The following is a 24981-nucleotide window of genomic DNA, read 5'->3' as shown; positions in this document are numbered from 1 at the left end:
TAAGTCAGTAAAAGTTAAGGAGTTAAAATTGAAATTAAAAATTCTGCATAATATTGAAAATAAAATATATTTTATTCCATCGCTTTATGCAATTTCAGCTACTTTTTTGTCAATAGCTGTTATTTTACTTGAACATAGTTATGGTAGAGTGTTAGCTGATCTTTTACCAGCTTATTTTTTTACTTCATATGATTTATCTAAGACTATTTTATCTACAATTGCTGGTTCTTTATTTGCTATGATTACAGTATCTTTTTCAACAATAATGGTTGTATTAACAATGTATTCTTCGCAATTTTCACCCCGAACTATGCAGGACTTTTTGAAAAATAAGATTACATTAAAAGTTTTGGGGGTATTTATTGCTGGATTTATTTATTCGATTCTAACCCTACTTTTTTTAAATGATACTTTACAGGGGACAGGTGATGCTAATATATTTTCAGCAATGATTGGGGTTATTGTTGCTATTGTTTGTCTGGGGTATTTTGTTTATTTTATTCATCATGCTGCTAATTCAGTTCAGGTTAATTTATTGATAGAAAATCTGAAAGACGAAGTTATTGAAATAGTTGACTCAATAGAAGCAAGAAATAATAGTAATGACCAAATTAGAAATGATCCACCGGCTAATTTAAATACTTTAACTAATCGGGAAGCCTATCAAATCAAGCCCCAAAAAAGTGGCTATATCCAGAAAATTTATGATCTTGAACTGACAAAATTAGCAGATGAGCAGGATCTAATTATTAGGGCTGAAAAAATGATTGGTGATTATGTAACTGAAAATACCGTTATATTTAAAGTGTGGCAGCTTTATCCAGCAGCTGAATTTAAGGAAGATTTTACTGACATTAGTGAAAAAATATTAACTAATTTGGTAATTAATAATGAACGTAGTAAAAAAAATGATATTGAGTTTGGATTATTAAAACTAACTGAAGTTGCTTTAAGAGCAATTTCACCGGGAATTAATGATCCTAATACAGCAATCTTTTGTATTAATCAATTAGGCTGGGTCTTATCTCGAATAGCTGTTGCTAATTTAGAGAATACTTACTATTATAATGATAAAGATGAGCTCTGCTTTATTCTAGAGGATATTTCATTTTGGGATTTACTCTATAAGACTTTTTATCAACTGAGTCATTATGGTAATCAAGATGTTTCTGTTGCTGGTTCAATTCTTGATGCTCTAGTAATTATTGCTGAAGGAAGTCCGCAGTCAGTTAAAGAACAGGTCTGGCACTTTAGTCATTATATTTTAGGAGGGTTTTCTAAAGAAGTATTAGAACAGGAAGATAAGAAATTTCTTAATCATAAAATTTATCGGCTGGCCCGGGAAACAGGTCATAAAAAAGAAAAAGAAAACTATTATCAAGTAGAAAATTCTTAGATCAGTTAATTATTCACTTTTATTTTAGTTATAAATAAGTTAAATTAAAGTTAATGATTAAATTGGGAAAATAAATATTTTTAGTTAAGAATTTTATTTGCAGCTAAATCTGAGCTGTTAATAAATTTTAAAAGAATAGATTTGTGTTTGAAAATCATACTTTATTTGAGGTGAATAAAATGAAATTAACAGGCAAAAAAATTGCAATTTTAATTGGCCCGGGTTATGAAGATCTTGAATTCTGGGTTGTTTATATGAGAATGATTGAGGAAGGAGCAGAAGTAGATATAGTAGGTGTAGAAAAAGGTAAAGAATATAAGAGCAAACATGGCTGTTTAACTAAAGCAGCTGATTATACTGCTGCTGAGGTTTTAGAAAAAGATTATGATGGTATTCTCATTCCAGGTGGCTGGACTCCTGATAAAATTCGCCGTGATAAAGATATAATTAAACTAGTTAAAAGTAATTATCAGGCAGATAAAATAATTGGGTTGATCTGCCATGCAGGATTGGTAGCCATTTCAGCTGGAATAGTTGCTGGTCCAGCAACTGGGTCGTTAGGAATTAAAGACGATTTAATTAATGCAGGGGGGAGCTGGGTAGACAAACCAGCTTTTCGTGATGGTAATCTTGTCTGGGGTAGAGTTGTTAAAGATATTCCAGACTATTGTCGAGAATTAGTTGCTGCTCTGGAGGAGGGATAGGATGGCTGATCAAGAATTTTATCGCCAAACCGCTCAGCAGACTCTGAGTGATCTTAAGAGTTCTAAATCTGGTTTAGATGAGTCTGAAGCAGCTAAAAGATTAAAGGCAAATGGTAAAAATGAGCTTGTTGCTGGTCAGCAGAGATCTTTAGTTAAAATATTTTTACTGCAGTTTAAAGATGTATTAGTAATTTTACTACTTGCTGCTGCTTTAATGTCATTTATAATTGGTAGTTATCGTGATGGAACTGTAATGTTGGCTATTGCGATTATTAATTCAGTAATTGGTTTTATGCAGGAGTTTAAGGCAGAAAAGATAATGGATTCTTTAAACAAGCTGGTTAATTCACCTTCAAAAGTAATTCGTTCAGGTCAGGTTAGTGAAATTCCACAGCAAAATTTGGTTGTAGGAGATTTAGTTAGTCTGGAAGAAGGCGACAAAGTCCCGGCTGATTTGAGGATTATTGAATCATTTAATTTAAGAACAAATGATGTTTCTTTAACTGGTGAGTCAATGCCTCAAGAAAAACAATCAAATCAAATTAAAGAAGAAAAACCACTGGCTGATCGAGATAATATGGCTTATTTAGGAACTACAGTTGCTTCTGGTTCAGCTAAAGGAGTAGTTGTCAGAACAGGTATGGAAACTGAAATGGGTAAAATTGCGGCTTTAACTCAGGAAGAGGATAAGTCAAAATCACCTCTGCAGAGTGAACTGCAGTCAGTAGCCAATAGAATTGCAGTTTTTGCAGTTGTTGTGGCCTTACTTTTGTTTGGAGTAAGTATCTATCAGGGTTATGGTATTAATTTTGCTTTAATTTATGCTCTGGGAATTGCTGTTGCTGTTGTACCACAGGCCTTACCAATGCAGGTAACTGTTGCTCTTTCGCAGGGAGTAGATCGTTTAGCTAAAAAAAACGCAGTTGTAAAAAAGTTATCTTCAGCCGAAACACTTGGTTCGACTAATGTTATTTGTACTGATAAGACTGGTACACTGACTAAAAATGAAATGACTGTAAAAAAGGTCTATTTTGATGGCTCTGAATATGACGTAACAGGTTTAGGTTATCAACCAGAAGGAGAAATTTTAAATTCTGATCAAGAAGCTTTAACAGAAGAAGAAATAGCAGAGATGGAAATTATCTTTGATGCAGCAACTATGGCTTCTAATGCTGAAATTCATAAACCAGATGATGAACATCCTGGTTGGTATGCAATTGGAGATCCAACCGAAGCTGCTTTGATTACTCTTTCAACTAAACTGGGTACACGTTCACCAACTGAGGATCAGGATAATCCAGAATTACATGAATTTAGTTTTGATTCTGATCGGAAACGAATGAGTTCAGTTAGAGAGTTTGAAGATGGCAATTATTTAAAAATGAAAGGTGCTTTAGGAAGTGTACTTTCAGTAACTAAACATATTTTGAAAGATGGTAAAATAGTAGAATTTACAGCAGAAGATCGTAAAGAACTAGAAGAGTTAAATCAAAAGTATTCTAGGCAGGCAATGCGGGTATTGGCAATTGCTTACCGAAAATTGGAAGCTGATGAAACTGATTATGTGCTGGAAGATATTGAAAAAGATGTAGTATTTTTAGGCTTAGTTGCGATGATTGACCCCCCAAAAGAGGGGGTTAAAGAAGCAATTGCCCAGTCACACAATGCTAAAATTGATACCTATATTATGACAGGTGATCATGCGATTACAGCTCAAGCTGTTGGAAAAGAGATTAAGCTTGATGAAAGTGGGCAGGATGTTCCGGTCTTTACCAGTCAGGATTTGGCTGCCATGAGTGAAACTGAATTAAGGGAACTAATGGAAGCAAATCAATCTTTAATTTTTTCCCGAGTTTCACCAGAAGATAAATTAAGAATTGTTAAAAACTTAAAAGATCAGCAGAAAATTGTTGCTGTAACTGGAGATGGAGTAAATGATGCTCCAGCATTAAAGAGTGCTCATATTGGTGTAGCGATGGGACAGATGGGAACTGATGTTTCGAAAGAAGCTTCTGAACTTATCTTGTTAGACGATAGTTATCCAACCCTTGTTTATGCAATTAAAGAAGGTAGAACTATTTATAATAATCTTAAAAAAACAGTTATTGCTTCTCTAACTACTAATGGAGCTGAACTTACAATAGTACTGCTTGGTTTACTTGCTGCTGCTTTATTTGGACTGCCAATACCGATTCTAGCAATCCAGATTTTGTCTATTGATTTACTGGCAGAAATCTTACCCTTAACTGCGCTAACTTTTGATCCAGCTTCAGAAAGGTTAATGGAATCACCGCCGCGTAGTCAGTCAGATCATATTGTAAACAAAAGGAGTTTTAGTGAGGTTGCTTTTCTGGCTATTTTAATGGGAAGTCTTGCTTTTACAAACTTTTATTTATTTATCAATGATCAAACTCAGTTGGTTGAAGCAGGTAGTCAGCTTTATTCAAGAGCCACTACAATTTCATTTTTAACAATTGCTTTTTCTCAGTGGGTTAATATCATGTCAAGACGTTATGAATTAACGAGTATTTTTAATTCAAACTTTTTTAGTAATCAAAAGATGATCTATTCTATTCTTATTTCTATAGCAATGGTTTTATTGATAATTTATACTCCAGTTAATTCACTGCTTGGTTTTGCTGCAGTAACTGGAGCTGATTGGTTAAGAGTTGTTGCTGGCGGAGCTATCTTTTTGTTGGGACATGAAGTAATTAAGTTTTTCAAAAGAAAAAATAATTAAATGTTTATCTGAATGCAGGAGGTAAGTTAAATGTTTGCAATTGAATTAAAGCGAGAAAGTGGGCAAAATTTATATAATCAGATCTATGAAGCAATTAGAGCTGAAATTCTGGCTGATTTATATACACCAGATACTAAATTGCCTTCTATTAGAAAACTAGCTTCTCGACTTGATGTTAATCCAGAAACAGTCGTAAAGGCTTATGATTTGCTAGCTGCTGAAAATTTAATTTATAAAAAGGAAGGCAGTGGTAGTTATATTGCACCGGCTGCTTCTAAAACTGATCCAGCAGACCATCGACTTAGAATTTTAACTTCTAAGACTTATACACCTCCTGCTGAAAATATTGATTTACGAGGTCCATCAGGTAAAAAAGAATATCTGTCTGAATATGCTTTTGATTTAATTTATGACCGTTATTCTGCTGATGAGGCTGGAGCAGTTTTTAGTTCAAAACCTAATGGATGTTTAAGCTGGTTTAAAAAGCTCAAAGAACAGGCTAAGAGATATTCTTTTTTAGATCAGCATCTAGTTTTTAATTCTAGAGTGCAGCTGCAGCATATTTTAGCTAACATAATTGATCTGCAGGCAGAATTTTTATTTGCTGGATTGAGTGATTTTTCTCTGCTTACTGAAATTTTGCAAGAGCAGAATCAACCAGATAATTTATTTAATTCTGTTTCAGCTGATTATGAAAAGCTAGTTGATTATCTGGATCAAGCTAAAATTGATTATTTAGTAATTAGTGATGAAACTGCAGCTAAAAGTATCTTTAACTGGCCGCAATCTAAATTGAATTCACTATTTGAATTAGCTAAAATGTTAGAATTTAAATTAATAATTATACAGTTTTATTCCCTTTATGAAAATCAGCCACAATTATCGAAACAATTGTTGAGCGAATATAGTCAGCATTTAATAGTAGTAGAAAATTTAACTGCCAGGGTTTTTCCTGGCCTTAATTTAGGCAACATCTATTTTGAAAAGGAAGCTAATTATAACCAAATGGAAACTAGTTCTCTACTGGCTAAATATAGTTATCAACAGCAGTTTAAGCGAAATGATTTTTCAGCTGGAGATAATATAGTTAATAATTTGCTTAGTTATTATATTGACAATAACTATCTAGATAAAAGAATTAAACTGCTTGCCCAACGTTTACTAAATCGCAGACTGATAATTAAAGAAGAAATAAAAGCTCATTTTAAAGAAGCTGTTCTAAAAATTGAAAATAATGCTCTTTTCTATTTTAAATTAACCTTAAATCAACCACTTAATCAAGCTGGTTTTAAAGCTTTTGCTGCTAAGAACTCTGTTTTACTGCCAGACTATCGATTGTTTTTACAAACAAAGCTAAACTCAGATTTAATAGTATCTGTGGCCGCTTTAGATCAATTTGAACTTAAACAGGCAGTGATGGCTTTAGCTAAAATATATTGGCAGTTTGTTAATTAGTAATTTGTTAGTTTATGTTTAAAAAAATACATTTTATAAATTTAGAACTCACTTAATCAGTGTTTATTGATAAGTTAAATTAATAGGGGGTAAATAAAGATGGCAGAAGTTAAGTTAGCTATTTTAAAAGATCTTATTCAGACTGAATCAGAACCCTGTGTGTCAATTTATATGTCAACTAAGGCTGTTCATAAAGGCGAGTTCAAAAAATTGATGATTAATTTTAAAAACTTAATTCAAACTGTAAGAAAAAAATTAAAAGAAAACTGGAATCTCAAGTCAGATTTAATTGACGATTTGCTGACTCCTGCCTTAAAATTGCAAGAAAATAGTGGTTTTTGGCAGCAGCAGCAAGAAGGACTGGCTATATTTATTGCTCCAGATAAATTTGAATACTTTAAACTTGCTGTGGATGTACAGACTGAAAACTATGTTAGTCATTATTTTAATATTAAACAATTAATTTCTGAGTACTGGGATAACAGAAGTTATTATTTATTAGCATTGTCTCCAAGCTATAATCAACTTTTCTTGGCAGATAAAAATAATTTAACAGAAGTTAAAATAACAGAATTACCAGCAAATTTGCGTGACTTTTTGAATTTAGATACTGAAGCTGAAGAAAGTTATCACTCCATTACTTCAGGTGGAGCTGATGCAGTTTTCCACAGTCAAGCTGCAGAAAAAGATGATCAGGCAGATTTAATTCATTATTTAAAAGAAATTAATTCTATTTTAAAAGATAAGCTTGAAAGCGAGCCATATCTGCTGCTTGCTGCAGATGATAATATATTTTCGCTGTATCAGCAGTTAAATAGTCATGCTAATTTATTACCTGAAAACTTAAGTGGTAATTTTCAGGATCTAAATAAAAAAGAATTAAAAGAAAAAAGTTGGAATTTAATTAAACCTCATCTGCATGATTATTTACAGAAAGATAAAGATCGCTATTTAGAGCTTAAAGCTAGTAGTAAAACTGCTGCTGATAAGGCAGAAATTGTGGCAGCTGCTTATTATGGTAAAATAGATGTTCTATTTTTAAATAAAACAGTTAGCTGGTTTGGTAAATTTAAAGCAAAAACAGGTCAAATAAGTGAATCAACAGCTAAAGATAGTTATGATCTTTATAATTTTGCTGCTTTACAAACTATTTTAAATGGTGGTAAAGTATATGCTCTAAATCAGTCAGAAATTTTTGGGGAAGCTGATTTATTAAGTATTTATAGATATTAATTAGAAAAAAATATTTCAAATAATTTATTAAAATAGATATTCAGCTTTAAAGCTGAATATCTATTTTTTTTTAGTTGCAAAGATTTTAAAATATATAGTATAATAAAAGCATTCGATTTTAAAGTTGATAATTAAGGTATATTATAAGTTTGATTTATAAGTAGGGTATTTATGCAGTTATGGAGGTAGTAGAGTTGCCTAAAATACTTATAGTGGAAGATTTAAAGTTTGACAGTTCAATTATTAAAGAAATTATAACTGAACTAAATTACACAATTAGTGGATGTTTTGAAAAGGCAGAAGATAGTTGGGATTATTTGAATAGTTCTCTTAAAAAAGAATTACCAGATTTATTAATTATTGATTTAGTATTAAAAGGTAAAATGACGGGTCAGCAATTAGCTAAAAAAATAAAAGAGAAATATAATTTACCAATTATATTTTTGACAGCTAAAACAGAGGAATTCAATTTTGCTCAAAGTGATTTGCATAAATATTGTGATATATATTTAACTAAGCCAATTAAAAAAAGTGAGCTTAAAAACAATATTGAAATTATATTTAATCGTGATAAAATATTTAACTATTGTTCGGGGGATATAAATCCTAAAATACTGGCTGGTTTTGATAATATGATCTGCTGTTTTAGTGATCCATATACATACAGTGTAGTTAATAAAAAATATGCTAGTTTTATTGGTAAACAGGCTGCTCAACTTAAAGGAGAAAAAGTTTTTGATATATTTCCTTTAAAGATTGCAGAAACAATTGTAAGAGAAAATATTAGAATTATGCAGAATAAGCAGCCTGTAAAGAAAGAAAAATGGATTCTAAACTATAGAGGAGAAAATAAACTTTTAGCTATTAAAAAGCAGCCTATTTTTACCAGTGATGGCAAAGTTAAAAGTATTATCTGTGAAATGGAGGATATTACAGAAAAAAATATTCTGGAGAAAGAATTAAGAAGAAATAGAGATAATCTCCAGAAAATCATCGAAACAATTCCTGATTTAATTTTCTTGATTAATGAATATGGTAAAATTATTGATTTCTGGACAGTAGATGAGAATAATTTATTATTTAGTAAATCAGAATGTATTCAGAAGAATATCAAGGATATTTTAACTCCTGATTTAGCAGCAGATTACTTTAAAAAAGCCGAACAGGTTTTAAAAGGCCAGGAACCAGTGACTTTTGAATATTCTTTACAAAATAAACAAAATAAACAGGAGACACTTTATTATGAGGCTAAAATGACCAGTTTAGAAGATGATACATCTGCAAAAAAATTATTAATTAGTGTGCGTGATATTTCAGCTAGTAAAAAAATTAGATTGGAGTTAGAACAGCTTTATCATGAATATGAAGTAATACTGTCTAATATTGATAATTCTATATTTTTATTAAATGTTGAAAATGAAAGTTTTCGCTATCAACGCCTCAATAAATTTCATCAAAAGTACATAAAAATTAAAGCTGTAGATATTGAAGGAAAAACTCCTGTTGAAGCTTTTGGAGAAGAATTGGGTAATAAATTTGCTGAAAAATATAGTAAATGTCTTAGACTTAAAGAATCAATTAGTTATGAAGAAGAAGTTGTTTTTTCCCAGCAAAAAAGAATTTTCTTAACAAAATTAACTCCCGTTTTTAATCAGACTGGCGAAATAGAGAAAATAGTAGGAAGTTCTCTTGATATAACTGAAGAAAAAGCTAGAGATGCAGAAATTAAATATTTATCATTTCACGATGAAATGACAGGGCTATATAACAGGCGTTATTTTGAGAAGAAGCTAAAAGAAGTAGAAGTTGATTTTAAACTTCATCCAGCTGCAATTATGATAGCTGATCTGGATGGTTTAAAGTTTGTTAATGATAATTATGGACATAAGTGTGGAGATAATTACATCAAAATGGCTGCCAAATTAATAAAATCAGTTACAGAAAGTAATGAAATTGTTGCCCGAATAGGTGGAGATGAGTTTGCGATTATTTTAACTAACACAACTGAGACTAAAGCGCAAAATTTATTAGCTAAAATTAAAGCAGCCAATGCAAATGTACAGAAAGCGAAAAACTTAAAATATAAATTTTCAATTTCAATTGGTTATGCGGTTCAGAAAAAAAAGGATAATACTGCTATTTCCTTAGAAACAGTTTTTACTCGAGCAGATCGGAAAATGTATTGTGATAAAGAAAAAAACAAGTCTAATTTAGCAGCTGACAATTCGGCTAGTAGAGCTTAAACTAATTGTTACTAAAATAATCTTTTAACTTTTGACCAGCCAGATAAGCAGTCGAAAAAGCAGCCTGAAGATTATAACCACCAGTATCTCCATCAATATTTAATATTTCTCCAACTGCAAATAATTTATTACATAGTTTTGATTCCATTGTACCAGGATCAATTTCTGTTAGATCTATACCACCAGCTGTAATCATTGCTTTATTAAAACCTGCTAAGTGAGAAATATCAACTTTAAACTCGCAAAATAGCTGAGCAATTTTATGAGCTTCCATTTTACTTAAATGAGCAGAGTTTTTATTAATATTGAGCTGAGCCATTGGTAAAATTTCTGTAATAATACGGGTAGCTAACTGATATTTTTTTAGCAAGTTTTTTAAATTCAAGCTGCCATATTGCTGACTTTTTTTAAGTAAATCATTTTCGAAATCTGTTTTATTTTTAAAGTCAACTAAATTTAATTTTAGCTGATCACCTATTTTAAAATAGCGAGAATAGTTTATAATAGCCGGACCAGATAGTCCCTGGTGAGTAAATAAAATATCATCCTGCCATTTCTGCAAAAAATTGTTATTTCTCCAGAGGGAAATTTCTACATTTTTTAAAGAGATACCTGCTAAATTAATTAAGTGCTTATTTTTATTAATGAGAGAAGTTAAAGCAGGCTGAGGAGTGATAATTTTATGACCTAGCTGCCTGGCAAATTCGTAACCATCACCAGTCGAACCGGTTTTAGGATATGATTTACCTCCGGTAGCTAGAACTAAATAATTGCTTTTATAAATGTTTTCAGCAGTTTCTATAATAAAAACTCTCTTTTTTTTATCATAGTTAACCTGTTCTACAGCAGAATTAAAATTAAATTTAATCTTTTTTACTTTGCATTCTGCTAATAGAGCTTCTAAAATATCAGCTGCTTTATCTGATTCAGGAAATATCTTTCCCTGTTCATTAGTAATAAATTTTAACTTGTGTTGATTAAAATAGCTAAGTAAACGAGAGTTATCAAAGCTATAGAGAGCACTCATTAAAAATTTATTATTTTTACCATAATGGTTAAAAAAATCTCTAATATCACCAGAGTGAGTTATATTACATTTTCCTGAACCAGTAATTAATAATTTTTTACCAGCCGTAGAATTTTTTTCTAAAATGAGTATATTTTTATTATTTTGAGCAGCATTAATTGCTGTAAAAATTCCGGCAGGTCCTGCCCCAATGATTGTTAAGTCAACTTTAATCATACGAAAATCTCCTTTTAAAAATATATAAAAAAAAGACCGCTCAGTTAAGAACGGTCATCATAGTTGATATATCAATGGTGCCGAAGGCGGGGGTCGAACCCGCACGACCGTAAGGCCACTGGATTTTGAATCCAGCGCGTCTGCCAATTCCACCACTTCGGCATCAACACTGACTATTTTAACATAGAAAGAACTTAAAAGCAAGCAAGAATAATTAAATGCCAAAACAGATATTTCGACAAATTATGCTGATTATAGCTCTTGAATTATAGTCTTTAGTTTAGTAAAATATATATATAAAAATGATATTTTATTACATATATGGGCAAAGCTGTTGTGAAGCAGCGACGCAAAGCCATGGGTCTTCTTAGTTAAGATTGCCAGGTTGCACTTATTTACTTTATTTATTGCCCGACCAATTATGGTCGGGTTTTTTATTTGGAATGATTATTTAGTAGTTGAGCAGCTAAAGTAAAACAATGCTAACAGAAAGTTGATTTTTGAAAATAATCTTAATTACAGGAGTGGCAGCATGGATATCATTTTCAAGTTAAAAGAAAAAATAAAAAAAAACAATCCTGATCGAGAAAGTTTAATCTTAATTACCAAATATTTAGCCCTGGGGTTTTTTTGGTTAATAATTTTCAAAGGCTTTTGTAAACTAATTTTACCAGAAGAACATCCTTTTACAATTTTTTATATTTTAAGTGAATTAATTTTTATTATAATATCTGCTATTTTTATTTATCTATTGCTAAAGAAAAAGTTGTTGAATAAGTATAAATTCAACCAGGAAATTATTAATGATATTGAAGAAATAGAACAACAAGAAGAAAAAAATAGTCGCTTTAATTTAATTGAAGATATGGTTGACATTGGTATTTGGGAATATGATTTACGAGAAAAAAAACTTTATCTTTCATATTGGGCTCAAAATAAATTAAATAAACATTATAATTATATAAACAAAGATCCAATAGAAATGATAATTGATTTTATTCATCCAGAAGATAAAGAGCAGGCCAGGCATAAATGGCAGGATTATCTGACTGGTAAAACAGAAAAATATTATAATACTTTTAGAATATATAACAATTCCAAATATATATATTTAAAACACAGTGGGCGCTTTGTGAATGACAACTCTGGGAACAAAACTAAAGTGATTGGAATCACTAATGAAATAACTAGAGAAAAAGAACTAGAAAATGAATTATATCACTTAGCCTATTATGATGATCTTACAGCTTTGCCAAATGAAAAATATTTTCAGGATAAATTAGAGAAATTGATCAAAGAAACTCGTCAAAAAGAGCATATTTGTTTTGCTGTTTTTTATTTAGAAATTAGTGATTTAGATAATATTTCTAATATAGTTTGTTCTTCACATGCAAATTATACTGCACGAATAATTGCAGCTGAGTTAAAATACGATTCTGATCTGAAATTGTTAGGTTATTATTATGGTGATAAATTTTTACTTCTTTATCAAGGAATTAATTCTAAAGAAGAAATAGCAGAGAAAGCTAATAAAATCTTGGCTATACTTAAAAATCTCTGGGAAAAAGATAAGATTGAATATTATTTAAACTGTAAAATTGGGATTAGTCTTTATCCTCTTAATGGAGGTGATGCCCGAACTTTAATAACCAGAGCTCATCATGCAATGCATACTATTGAAGATGCTAATACTTTTTTTCATATCTATAATCAGGAAATGTATTATAAAAAGTTAAATAACGTCCGTCTTAAAAATGATTTACGCAAAGCAGTAGAAAATAAGGAATTATATCTTGTTTATCAGCCAAAATTGGATCTTAAGCAGAAAAAAATAGTTGCTTTAGAAGCATTAACTCGCTGGAAACATCCACAGATTGGTAGTATTTCACCCGAGTTTTTTATTCCAATTGCAGAAAATAGTAATCTAATCAATAAAATAGATAAATGGGTAATTAAACAGGTAATAAGTGAATTAAATAAAAATGATATTTTAAAAAAATATCAAAAAACAATTTCAATTAATTTATCTCCTTATGATTTAAAAGATAACTCTTTACCGATTTTTTTAGAAGAGTTAATTGAAAAAGAAAAAATTAATACAAATCAAATTGATTTTGAAATTACTGAATCTGTTTTACTTGATTCACTTAGTAATGAATTAGATAATTTGAATAAATTAAAGGAACTAGGTTTTTTGATTTCACTTGATGATTTTGGTAAAGGATATTCATCTTTAAGTTATTTAACTAAACTTCCTTTAGATATTCTTAAAATTGATAAGTCTTTTATCAAAAATATTAATTTTGGTAGTAATAAAATTTTAATTGAAAAAATTATTGAATTATCACATCAACTAAATTTAAAAGTTGTTGCAGAAGGAGTAGAGAATAAAAAAGAAGTTGAAATTTTACAGAAGCTAAATTGTGATTTTGTTCAGGGATACTATTATTACAGGCCAATGCCACTTGAGGAAATAGCAAGAATTATTGACAGAAATTGAAAATATAACTTGACATGATATAATATTTATAAGAATTAGACAAATATTTGCCTAATTATAATAACGGCAGTATTAAAGGGGATGGGAAAATGTTCAATTCAATTCGCAGTAAAATGTTAATAGCAATTTCAGTTTTAGTTTTATTAGTTGTTGCAGGTACTGGAATTTTATTGTATAGACAGTCAGCAGAAATATTGCAGGAAACTATTCAGGATAATGCAGTTAATAGTGCAGAGCAGAACTCTGCTATTATTGCTGAATGGTTGTCAGGAGGAGAAGTTTTTCTAAAAAATCTGGCTGAAAATAATGATATAAAAACAATGATGTGGAGCAGTCAAGAACGTTATTTAAAAGAAGTTAATAACCCTGATCTGGAGAATATAGCTATTGCACATCTAGATGGTAAAACTAATGTTGTTAATGGGAATACTGTTGATCTTAGTCAGGATGAATTTTTCCAACAGGCTATAAAAAATGAAGGGGTAAGTTATTCAGGAGTTAAAACCAGCAGAGTTAATCAAAATAAAGTTATTTATATAGCTGTACCAATTGAAGATATGTCAGAAAGAGTTGGGCTGTTAATTGGCACAGTATCTATTGACTATTTACAGAATTTAATTAATAAAATGAAATTGAATGGAGAAGGTTATGGCTGGATAATTGATCAGAATAAAAATACTATTGCCTATCCCCAAACAGAATATCTAGCTAATTCTAAATTGGCTAATGCTAATGAACAATTGGGTAAAATTACGGATCAGATGATAGCAGGAGAAGGTGGAACTAGTTATTATCAATATCAGGGTGCTAATAAAATAATTGCTTATAATCCTGTCGGAATTAATGGTTGGTCGGTTGCAATGATAGCTGATCGAGATCTTGTTTTAAGTAGTATGAATAAAATGAAAAATAGTAGTTTAATTATAGCAGTAGCAGCACTAATTTTAGGGATAATTATTGCAGTAATTATTGCAAGCTATCTAGCTAATCCACTTGATTACGTAAGTGAAGTAGCAGCCCAAATTGCAGCAGGTGATTTTCGAGTTGAGATTAAAGATAAATATCAAAAACGCCAAGATGAAATAGGGAAACTGGCTAATTCTTTTAAAGAAATGATAGCTAATCTAAAAATTATGATTTTAGACGTAAAAAATATTTCAGAAAAAGTAGCTGCTTCCAGTGAAGAATTATCTGCCAGTGGTAATCAGGTTGGGGAAACAGCTCAGGAAGTAAGTAAAGCAATTCAGGAGGTAGCTTCAAATACTGAAGAACAATCAGCTCAAGTTGAAGAAACAACTGCTACCATTACAGAATTAGATAAACAGATTAAAATGATTACTACTTCTTCAAAAGCAATGGATAGACAGTCAAATGATGTTATGACTAATATAGCAAAAGGCAATCAGTCAATTGAGCAGTCAGCTCAGGAAATAGGCAAAGATATTTCTTCTCAGACTAATCTGCTGGCTTTAAATGCAGCTATTGAGGCAGCTAGAGCTGGAGAAGCTGGTCGTGGTTTTAGTGTAGTAGCTGATGAAATTCGTGAATTAGCTGAACAGTCAAATAAGGCTACAGATGAAATTGCTGATCTAATTACAGGTATTCAAGCTGATATTGGTAGTTCAGTAGAGAATATGCAGGAAACAGGTCAGGTAGTTGAAAGCAGTGTTAATTCAATTGAGGCAAGTGGAACTGCTTTTACTGAAATTGAAAATGCAGCTCAGATTTTAGGTAATATTATTGAAAACATTAATAATAAAGCTCAGGAAATGAATGTTACCAGTGGAGAAGTAGAAACAGCAGTTAAGCAGATAGCAGCCGCCAGTGAGACAGCGGCAGCTAACTCAGAGGAAGTGGCTGCTTCAAGTCAGGAACAGAATGCAGCTACAGATGAGATAATAACAGCAGCCCGCGAATTAGCAGAAATGGCAGAAAGACTGGCAGAATCAACGGCTCAATTCAAACTAAATTAACTAAAAATAAGCTGTAAAGCTGAAGTTTAATTAGTTATTTTTATCAATAATTTATGTAGTTTAAATTAACTTCAGAAAAATTTGACAAATGAAAAAAATGGTGATATATTGAACTTGCTGAGTATTCTAAACTATTTTCATTTACTCAGTTTAAATCTTAGGAGGAAGATATTAATATGGTTTACACAGGTACAGTAAAATGGTTTGATGGTAAAAAAGGATATGGCTTTATTGAAAGAGAAGATGGTGACGATGTATTTGTTCATTTCTCTGCTATTCAGCAGGAAGGATTCAAGACTCTTGAAGAAGGACAAGAAGTAGAATTTGAAATAGTTGAAGGCGACCGTGGTCCTCAAGCAGAGAATGTTGAAGTAATATAATTTAAATTGAAATGTAAAATGCCCTGGTAGGATTTTAGTCCTGCCAGGGCTTTTCTACATTAATTTATTAATGAGCTTTTAAACTTATAAATCTGTTGCAATATAGGTTAATTAAATTTAATTATGTTTGTTTAAATTTAATATTGATTTTTAAAGAAAGTCGAGATACAATAATATTTACAGAGTTAATTAGTTTTGATTCTGTAGTTAACTTTAGTTGGCAATAAATTGTAGTGGAGGTTATTTAAATGGACTTTAGGATATTGGTTGACAGTTGTTGCGATTTAACAAAAGAATTGCGCAAAAGATTTAATATTGTTACTGCTCCTTTAACAATAAATATTGAGAATAAAACTTTTATTGATGATGAAAATCTTGATAAAGAAGATTTATTGAAGACAATGCAAGCGAGTAATGAGGCTCCTAAAACTGCCAGCCCTGGTCCAGAACCATTCCTTAAATTTTATCAAAAACATGATAATGTATTTGTAGTTACTCTTTCTAAAGAATTGAGTGCAACCTATCAAAATGCTGTTTTGGCCAAAAATCTTGTTCTGGAAGAAACTGAGCATAAATTCATAAAAGTGTTTAATTCTTTTAGTGCTTCGGTAGGAGAAACTATGATTGCTGTTAAATTAGGAGAATTAATTGAGTCGGGTCTAAAAAAAGAACAAATTTTAGAAAAAGCAGACAAATATATTAGTGAGATGCAAACTTTATTTGTACTTGATTCACTTGATAATTTAATTAAGGCTGGACGGATGGGAAAAATAAAAGGTAAAATAGCTTCCTTTTTTAATATAAAACCTATTTTAGCTGGTTCGGAAGCAGGAACAATTACTTTACTTGATAAAGCTAGAGGAAGTAAGAAGGCAATTAAAAAGATGATTGATAAGATTGGTGAAAAGGGAGAAAATTTAGAAGATAAGATACTTGGTATAGCTCATTGTAATGCGTTAGAGAGAGCTGAGTTTATTAAGCAGGAAGCTGCCAAAAAATATAATTTTCGAGAGATAATTATTGTTGAAACAGCAGGGATTAGTTCTGTTTATGCTAATCAGGGTGGTATTGTAATCGCTTTTTAAAATCTGCCGGTGTAGCTCAACTGGCAGAGCAGTGGTATCGTAAACCACAGGTTGCAGGTTCGATTCCTGTCATCGGCTCCATTCAAAATTTAATTATGCAAAGTAAAAGCTGCCCTAAAATTATTTTATATAAATTTTTTCAGAGGCAGCTTTATTTTATAAATTTCTATTTAATAGATTTTTTTAATAAAGAGGAATATTATACCTAAATTAACAATTAAAAAAGGATTTTTAGTCTCTATAAGGAATAATAATATAAGTAAAAGATTATTTATAAATTTATACTGCAAAGGATAATTAGTATGGAGAATTTAAAAAATAGTAAAAATATTTCTATTCAAACTTTAATTATTATTTCTTTTATAATTATTATCCTTACTACTTCTTTGCTTATTGGTTATATTATTTTTAAAGGTTGGCTGGGACTTGCTGATCGCAGCATTAAGCAAACTTTAAGCCATGTTGATAAAGAAATATTAAGCCAGGTAAATCAATTTATCGATATTCCTATTCATTTATTAGAAGTAAATAAAGAACTAATTAGTCAAGGTGTGATTGATTTAAATGATCAAAATCAGCGAGAAAGTTTTTTTACCAGTGTGCTTGCTAATCATAGTCAAGATATAATTTATAGTTTTAGTTTTGGCAGCAGTAATGGCAATTATTATGGGGCAAGAAGGAATTTATCAAATAAGATAGAAATAATGCGAAATAATCAGGCTACTGCTGGTCATTCCTGGTATTATTCAGTAGATAATAATTTTAGAGCTGCTAAAAAAACTGTTGATGCTGGTCAATTTGATCCCCGGACTAGGGCCTGGTATAAAAGAGCAATAGATAATGATCAAATTGGATTTTCTGAAATTTACAAACATTTTGTGATGGATGACTTAACTGTTTCCACTTCGACTGCTATTTATAATAAACAAGGTGGTCTGCAGGGGGTCTTGGGAGCACATATAGTTTTACGAGAAATTAACAAAATGTTGAAAAAAATATCAGATGAAGAACAAACAGAAACAATTATTGTAGAAAAAAATTCGGGTAAACTGGTTGGTAATTCATTTAATTTAGTTAATTTTAAGAATTTAAATGATAATGATTTTACCAGAATAAATATTAAGGAAATAAATAAACCAATTCTCACTAAAGCTTATTCTGAGTACTTAACGCAGAACAGGCCAGGATTTGACTATTATTTTCGTAATCAAAAATTTTATTTAAGTGTGATTCCTTTCAATAGAAATGGTCTTGACTGGTTAATAATTTCTTCAATTCCGGTAAGTATTTTTTCTAATGCTATTTATCATAGAATGAAGTTAGCTGGCCTTTTAATTTTAATTTCCCTTTTAACTTCAATCACAATTTATCTATATTTAACCAATAGATTTTTAAATCCTATTAATCAGTTAATTGAAGTAACTGAAGATTTTTCGGCTGGGAAGCTTTCCCAAAGAGCTGAAATTACTGGGAGTGATGAAATTGCCCGCTTGGCAATTTCTTTTAATAATATGGCAGCTACAATTAATAACTTAATTAATAATCTAGAAGAAAAAGTAGCAGAAAGAACTGTTGAATTAGAACAGAGTAATGATGCCTTAAAAGATAATATAGAAGAAATTAGTTATATTAGTTATCATGATTCTTTAACTGGACTTTATAATAGAAAATATTTTGAAAAGCAGTTAAAAGAGAAAGATAAGCAGGAAAACTTGCCAATTGCTATTATCTTTGCAGATTTAAATGGCTTAAAGCTAACAAATGATATTTTTGGACATGATGCAGGAGATGAACTTTTAATCAAAGCAGCGCAGATTTTGAAGAATTTTTGTCGGAGTGGAAATGATCGTTCAGAAGACATTGTAGCCCGAGTTGGAGGAGATGAATTTGCAGTTTTGCTGACTAAAACTGAGCTTAAAGTTGCTAATTCAATTATTGATAGAATAAAAAAACAGTTTAATCAAGAAAAAATTAGAGCTGTCAAAGCAAGTATTGCTATGGGCTGTGATGTTAAAGATCATATTTTTCAGAACCTGGAACGGATTATGGATAATGCTGAACATGAAATGTATAAAAATAAAACTTTAAACAGAAAAAAAGTTAATCATCAGATGATAGAAACTATTATGGATACTCTACATAATCGTAGTTCTAGAGAACGAGAACACTCTTTATTTGTTAGTCAGCTGGCTGTTAGGCTGGGTAGAAAATTAGGTTTAAATCAGGGTAAGTTAAAACAGCTTAAAGTAGCAGCTTTTATGCATGATATTGGTAAAATAGTTTTAAAGAGTGATTTATTGGAAAAAATAAGTAATCTAAACGAGGAAAAAGGCTTAACTTTTTTAAGTGAAGAGGAGAAAAAATCTGTAGAAGAACATCCAGTTATTGGTTATAGGATTTTAAACTTATTTGATGAAACTGTAGAACTAGCAGATATAATATTATCACATCACGAAAATTGGGATGGAAGTGGTTATCCCCGTGGTTTAAAAGGAGGAGAAATTCCAGTTATGGCTATGGTTATTAAGTTAGCTGAAAATATGAATTGGACACTTAATTTTACAGATGAAGAAAAAAGTTATGCAGAAATTGCTGCTGAGTATAAAGCAGATGCTGGTAAAAGATATGATCCTGAATTAGTAGCAATTTTTTTAGAGGTTATAAAAGAAGCTTACTTTTTCAAATCTAATGAGGAATGAGGTAGATTATGAACCAGTTAAATAATAATAAATAAACTATTTAATTATTGTGGCCAGATATTTCATAAAAGCAAAATTATTAAAAGATAATTACGCAAAGCAAGGGGTCTAAGGCTAAATGCTATGATAGCCCGGCTGCCACCTAAACTAAAGTTTTGATGAGTTCATTATGCTAAATAAAGTAGGTGAGATAATGGGAAATAAAGATGGTACAATTGAAATAAAAGCTGAGCAGGTTAAGGTTGTTAATCCAACTGGTTCAGGTAGTTATCCGCTTTTAAAAGTGGATCAGAATGTCAATGTTTACTTAGATGGTGAAAAAATAGATGAAGAAACAGTAGTTTTTGCTGATAGTAAAATTGAAATAGAAAAAATTGAAGAAAAGTCTCAAAAAGATTTAAATCTAAAAATTACTCAGGAAGCTCTGCAGGCTTATCTAAATATAAATATAAAATCAGGCTATAAAGTAAAGATAAAAGATCATCCCCCTGCTTCTGTAGTGAAATTAGAAACAGAAAAAATAATAACTGACCCAGTAGAATTAACTGAGTCTGATATTTCAATTTTATTGCTAAAAAATAGAGTTCGTTATGGAGTTAAAAAAGAACTTTTAACTAAAATAATTAATAATAACCAGACAGGAGAATTTTTAATTGCTGAAGGAGATAAGCCAGTTTCTGGTCAAGATGCCCGGATCAATTTAATCGAAAAAGAAGATGAGCAATGTAAATCAGGTGATTTTAATTGTATAACTTCTTTTGCTGAAGGAGAAATAGTTGCAGAAAAGCAACCAGCTGTACCAGGAAAAGATGGCATAAATGTTTTAAGAGAAAAGATTACTGCGCCACCTGTTAAAGATTATCAATTAGTGGCTGGTAAAGGCAGCAAATTAATTAACGATGGTAGTCAGGCAGTTGCTACTGAAGTAGGCCGTCCTAAATTAGAAAAGAAAAAAGACCAGTTTATTGTTACAATTGTGCCTCAATATATAATTGAAGGTGATGTTGACAAAACTACTGGAAATATTCGCTATCAGGGAGATTTAATTGTTCAAGGTAATATCTTTGATTATTTTGATGTTAGAGTTGGCAATAATCTTCATATTGCTAAAAGTATTGCAGGTTGTAATGCTAATGCAAATGGTGACATTATAGTTGGACAAAATATAGTTAACAGTCAGATTAAGGCTGGCCTATATTTATCGCGAAAATTAGTTGCTGATCTGAAAAAACTTTTTAAAGAACTTGAAGATATGATTGCAGCTGTAAATGAAATTTTAGGAGCTGCTCAGGAGAGAATGGGTTTTTTGCAGAGAAATCTGCAGTTAGGCAGGATCTTAAAACTATTATTAATAGATAAGTTTAAGCAGATCCCTATTTTAATTAATAAGTTAGCTGATAAAACATCTACTTATGATTATGATTGGGAAGCAATTTCTACTATCTCTGAAATGAAGCAGCTTTTTAAAGGTTATAAAAAAATATTGCGAATTAATGATTTAGATATTTTCATTAAATTAAAGGATCAGCTAGAAGTTATCATTGATGCACAGCATAATTTAAAAGAAGCTAATGTATCAGCAGACTATATTCAAAATTCAACTATTAATGCAGCTAGTAATGTAATTATTAGAAATAAAGGTTGTTATAATTCAGAAATTTCTGCTGGCAAAAATATAATTAATATTGGTCAGCAGGGTTTTGTCAAAGGGGGTAAATATTCAGCTGAAGATTTTATTTACCTTAAAGTAGTTAATAGTTCATTAAGTAGAACTGACTTTCGAATTGGAAAGGGAATTTATGTTCAATATATAGAAAGTAATGTTAAAATTGAGAGTGACAATGATGTAATTTTTATTGATCAGCCCCAGAATAATCTTTACTTAGCAGTTAACTCTAAAGGAGAGTTAGAGCAGCAAGCTGGTAGTCCTGATTTTAAAGAATTAAAAAAACTTGTTAATTATCAATCAGAAAGCAGTAAAAATTAGTTATAAAGTAAAGGGGGAGATTTATGATGATCAATAAAGAGTTAAAGTTAATTTTGTTAGTACTTGAAGCACATGATCTCCATAATCAAAATCATGTTCAACGGACTGCTATTTTAGCAGATAAATTGGCTCAAAAACTTTTGCTGTCTGATCAACAAAGAGAAAAGTTAAAAACAGGGGCTTTATTACATGATATTGGTAAATTAATGCTGCCTCATGCTATTCTTAACAAGCCAGGTAAGTTAGATCAGGATGAAAAAGAAATAGTTGAATTGGTAAAATATCATCATGAGTGGTGGAATGGAAGTGGCTATCCAGAAGGATTAGCAGGCGATGATATTCCTATTCTGGCTCAGGTAGTTGCTATAACAAGTTCCTTTGATATAATGACTACTGAAAGGATTTATGATAGTTTATTGACACCTGCTGAAGCTTTAGCTGAGTTAAAAGATTATAGTGGACTTCAATTTTCAAGTGAGTTGGTTAAAATATTTAGTGAGTTAATTAAAAAAATTAATTAACTTTAATAGCTTATAGATGCTGTTTTTATTCTGTTAAGATATAATCCAATAAATTAAAGATTCATTATCTTAAAAACAATTTAATTTAGCTTGACAGTGAAGGGTTATAAGTTATAAAATCTATATTAGACCGTAAAATTATTGGAGTGATTTTTGTGAGTGATTTATTAATAATGACACCTGGCCCAACTGAGGTCAGCGAAGAAGTTAGAATGGCTATGAGCCGTAAAATTACTAATCCTGATCTTGATCCTGAATTTTTTGATTTTTATCTTGATGTAAGCAGTAAATTACAGCAAGTTTTAAAAACCAAAAATGATGTAATAATTATGAGTGGAGAGGGAATTTTAGGACTTGAATCTGCCTGTGCTTCTCTAATTGAACCAGGTGATAAAGTTTTAGTCTTAGATAACGGGATTTTTGGTCATAGTTTTGCTGACTTTGCTGATCTTTATGGGGCAGATGTTACAAGATGGGAATTTTCTTATCAAGCAGAAATTGATATTGAATTACTTGAACAAAAATTAGCAGAAAAAAATGATTTTAAATTTGCTACGCTTGTTCACTGTGAAACCCCGACTGGAATTATTAATAATTTAGCTGACATAACTGCTTTGTTGAATAAATATAATATTTTATCAGTAGTAGATTCTGTATCTGCTATTGGTGGTGTCCCAATAGAAGTAGATAAATGGGGAATAGATATTATTTTAGGTGGTTCTCAGAAATGCCTTTCTGTACCACCAGGTTTGACTTTTATGAGTGTCAGTGATGCTGCCTGGACAGCAGTTAATCAGAGAAAGACTGCTGTAAGAGGTTATTATACAAATTTACAGCTCTGGCAAAACTGGTATGAAGAAAAATATTTTCCTTATACACAGGCAATTAGTGATATTTATGCACTTGATGCAGCCCTTGATAAATGGTTAATTGATAAAGATATTTTTAAAAGACACCAAAATATAGCAGCAGCTGTTCGAAAATCATTTCAACTTTCTAATTTGAATTTATTTGCCCAAAATGGTTATTCAGATACTGTAACTGCAGTTGAAATTCCTGCCGGGATTAATTATGCTGAACTAAATCAGCTAATGACAGAAACTCATAATGTTATGATTGCTTCTTCTTTAGGGAAATATGAAGAAAAACTGCTGAGGATTGGTCATATGGGAGAAAATTGCTATGAAGGCAAATTATATAGAACTTTAAAAGCTCTTGATCAGAGTTTACGTGAGTTAAACTTTGACCCAGGTATTAAATTACATAAAACATTTATTAATGAAATGTTATAAATCTTATTTAAAAAAAGGTAAAAAATTAAATTAAATTTAAAATATAAATTTAAATTTTCAAAATATTTTACTTGCTATTGACACCGGCATCTTTTAGTGTTAAACTAAGTCACAATAACAAAAAAATATTAGATCCTTTTAAATCAGTCCAGAGAGGCTGGAAAAGGTATATAAACAGGGAATAAAGCTGATAAGTTAGGAAAACTATATTGTTCTTATTAGTAGACTTAACCTGTCCTATTATGTAATTTGACCTTCAAGCCATTCTTTCTGGTGAGAGGGTTTTATTTTTATAAAAGCCTTTATTAATTTACCTTAGCAAAGTAAATTTAATAATATTTGTTTTTAATTAGTAGTCTAGTAGGCAATAAAAAGTGGAGGTAGTTAAATGCAAAAAGCAAAACTTGTTCTTGAAGAAGGGAGTATTTTTGAAGGCACTATCTTTGGTTCAGTTCAGGAAAGTAGCGGAGAAATTGTCTTCAATACCAGTATGACAGGTTATCAGGAAATCTTGACTGATCCTTCCTATAAAGGAGAGATAGTTTGTATGACTTATCCTTTAATAGGTAATTATGGGATTAATGCAGTGGATTTTGAGTCATTTAAGCCACATGTAAATGGATTTATTGTAAAAGAATTTGCCCTGGAACCTGAAAACTGGCGTCTGCAGAAAAAATTAGAGACATATCTGAAAGAAAACCAGATTACAGCAATTAGTGGGATAGATACCCGTGCTCTAACCAAAAAGCTGCGACGACAGGGAACAATGCGAGGAATTATAACTACTGAAGATTTATCTAAACCGGAATTAACTAAACGAGCTCAGGCTGCTCCAGGTCTTTCGGGTAGAGATTTAGTTGCTACTGTAAGTAGAAAAGAAGTTGAAAAGTATGGAGTAGGAAATAAATATCGGGTAGTTTTAATTGATTGTGGTGCTAAAAATAATATTAAGGAATCACTATTAGCTCGAGATTGTGAAGTGATTATTGTTCCAGCTATTACTAGTGCATTTCAGATAATGGAATATGAGCCAGATGGAGTTATGGTTTCAAATGGACCAGGAGATCCTGAAGATGCGGATTATGTAGCTAATACAATTAAAAAATTGCTCGGTAAAGTTGCTATTTTTGGAATTTGTCTGGGCCACCAATTATTAGGCAGAGCCTGTGGTGCAGCAAGTTATAAGCTTAAGTTTGGTCACCGGGGAGCAAATCATCCTGTTAAAGACTTAGAAACAGGTAGAGTTTACATTAGTTCTCAGAATCATGGCTTTGCAGTTGAAGCAGATTCTCTGGCAGAATTGGGCCTTGAACTGACCCATATTAATGTTAACGATGGTACAGTAGAAGGATTTAAGCATTGTAAGTATCCAGCTTTTTCTGTCCAATATCATCCGGAAGCTTCTCCTGGACCAGAAGATTCGCATTATTTATTTGATCGTTTTATTGCGATGTTTAGATAATAACAAAATTTATTTAATAGATCTTTTAAATAATAATATATAGCTAAGCTAAAATTTTTAAGGAGGAT

The 24981-nt window shown here is 30.8% G+C and carries 16 protein-coding genes, 2 tRNA genes and 2 riboswitches; of the genes, 16 read left to right on the top strand and 2 right to left on the bottom strand.

The annotated features are described in order from the left end of the window. The first annotated feature begins 28 nt into the window (after window positions 1-28). From BMZ74_RS08760 to BMZ74_RS08735, 6 genes are all read left to right on the top strand, one after another. A complete protein-coding gene (locus BMZ74_RS08760; RefSeq protein ID WP_089861865.1) occupies window positions 29-1396 on the top strand; it encodes a DUF2254 domain-containing protein in 1368 nt (455 codons plus the stop codon). A 179-nt stretch (window positions 1397-1575) separates the two neighbouring features. Then, entirely contained in the window at window positions 1576-2100 is a 525-nt protein-coding gene (locus BMZ74_RS08755) for a type 1 glutamine amidotransferase domain-containing protein (protein WP_089861864.1), read from the top strand. A gap of 1 nt (window position 2101) precedes the next feature. After that, window positions 2102-4840 (top strand): cation-translocating P-type ATPase, encoded by a 2739-nt coding sequence (locus tag BMZ74_RS08750; protein ID WP_089861863.1) that lies wholly within the window; start codon window positions 2102-2104, stop codon window positions 4838-4840. 30 nt (window positions 4841-4870) lie between these two features. Beyond that, window positions 4871-6295, top strand: coding sequence for a GntR family transcriptional regulator (locus BMZ74_RS08745; RefSeq protein WP_089861862.1), 1425 nt, complete (start codon window positions 4871-4873; stop codon window positions 6293-6295). Window positions 6296-6394: 99 nt separating this feature from the next. Further along, window positions 6395-7528 (top strand): baeRF7 domain-containing protein, encoded by a 1134-nt coding sequence (locus BMZ74_RS08740; RefSeq protein ID WP_089861861.1) that lies wholly within the window; start codon window positions 6395-6397, stop codon window positions 7526-7528. 194 nt (window positions 7529-7722) lie between these two features. Then, window positions 7723-9771: a diguanylate cyclase domain-containing protein gene (locus BMZ74_RS08735; protein ID WP_177181407.1), complete on the top strand. Its 2049-nt coding sequence runs from the start codon at window positions 7723-7725 to the stop codon at window positions 9769-9771. Window position 9772: 1 nt separating this feature from the next. Here BMZ74_RS08735 and BMZ74_RS08730 read toward each other — a convergent pair whose 3' ends face one another. Continuing rightward, a complete protein-coding gene (locus BMZ74_RS08730; protein ID WP_245750858.1) occupies window positions 9773-11014 on the bottom strand; it encodes a BaiN/RdsA family NAD(P)/FAD-dependent oxidoreductase in 1242 nt (413 codons plus the stop codon). Between the two features lie 75 nt (window positions 11015-11089). Next, window positions 11090-11176, bottom strand: a tRNA-Leu gene (locus tag BMZ74_RS08725). 152 nt (window positions 11177-11328) lie between these two features. Beyond that, window positions 11329-11407: riboswitch (cyclic di-GMP riboswitch) on the top strand. A gap of 139 nt (window positions 11408-11546) precedes the next feature. Here BMZ74_RS08725 and BMZ74_RS08720 point away from each other — a divergent pair. From BMZ74_RS08720 to carA, 10 genes are all read left to right on the top strand, one after another. Beyond that, window positions 11547-13514 carry a bifunctional diguanylate cyclase/phosphodiesterase gene (locus tag BMZ74_RS08720; RefSeq protein ID WP_089861859.1) on the top strand — a complete coding sequence of 656 codons (1968 nt, stop codon included), beginning with the start codon at window positions 11547-11549 and terminating at the stop codon, window positions 13512-13514. An 89-nt stretch (window positions 13515-13603) separates the two neighbouring features. Continuing rightward, entirely contained in the window at window positions 13604-15487 is a 1884-nt protein-coding gene (locus BMZ74_RS08715) for a methyl-accepting chemotaxis protein (protein ID WP_089861858.1), read from the top strand. Window positions 15488-15663: 176 nt separating this feature from the next. After that, on the top strand, window positions 15664-15867 hold the full coding sequence (locus BMZ74_RS08710) for a cold-shock protein (protein WP_089861857.1): 204 nt from the start codon (window positions 15664-15666) through the stop codon (window positions 15865-15867). Window positions 15868-16115: 248 nt separating this feature from the next. Continuing rightward, complete coding sequence (locus BMZ74_RS08705) at window positions 16116-16952, top strand: DegV family protein (RefSeq protein ID WP_089861856.1); 837 nt, start codon at window positions 16116-16118, stop codon at window positions 16950-16952. A gap of 5 nt (window positions 16953-16957) precedes the next feature. After that, window positions 16958-17033 (top strand) — tRNA-Thr (locus BMZ74_RS08700). Window positions 17034-17254: 221 nt separating this feature from the next. Continuing rightward, window positions 17255-19651, top strand: a complete 2397-nt coding sequence (locus BMZ74_RS08695) for a diguanylate cyclase (RefSeq protein WP_089861855.1) — start codon at window positions 17255-17257, stop codon at window positions 19649-19651. Between the two features lie 59 nt (window positions 19652-19710). Further along, window positions 19711-19794, top strand: a riboswitch (cyclic di-GMP riboswitch). A gap of 26 nt (window positions 19795-19820) precedes the next feature. Next, window positions 19821-21638 (top strand): FapA family protein, encoded by a 1818-nt coding sequence (locus BMZ74_RS08690; protein ID WP_089861854.1) that lies wholly within the window; start codon window positions 19821-19823, stop codon window positions 21636-21638. A gap of 23 nt (window positions 21639-21661) precedes the next feature. Beyond that, window positions 21662-22159: an HD-GYP domain-containing protein gene (locus BMZ74_RS08685; RefSeq protein WP_089861853.1), complete on the top strand. Its 498-nt coding sequence runs from the start codon at window positions 21662-21664 to the stop codon at window positions 22157-22159. Between the two features lie 155 nt (window positions 22160-22314). Further along, window positions 22315-23451: a pyridoxal-phosphate-dependent aminotransferase family protein gene (locus tag BMZ74_RS08680; protein WP_089861852.1), complete on the top strand. Its 1137-nt coding sequence runs from the start codon at window positions 22315-22317 to the stop codon at window positions 23449-23451. A 388-nt stretch (window positions 23452-23839) separates the two neighbouring features. Further along, entirely contained in the window at window positions 23840-24913 is a 1074-nt protein-coding gene (carA, locus tag BMZ74_RS08675; protein WP_089861851.1) for a glutamine-hydrolyzing carbamoyl-phosphate synthase small subunit, read from the top strand. Window positions 24914-24981 lie beyond the last annotated feature (68 nt).

This window comes from Halanaerobium salsuginis, assembly GCF_900114545.1.
Lineage (GTDB): Bacteria > Bacillota > Halanaerobiia > Halanaerobiales > Halanaerobiaceae > Halanaerobium > Halanaerobium salsuginis.
Note: the sequence above shows the minus strand (reverse complement) of the source record. Positions and strands in the feature narration are given on the sequence as shown.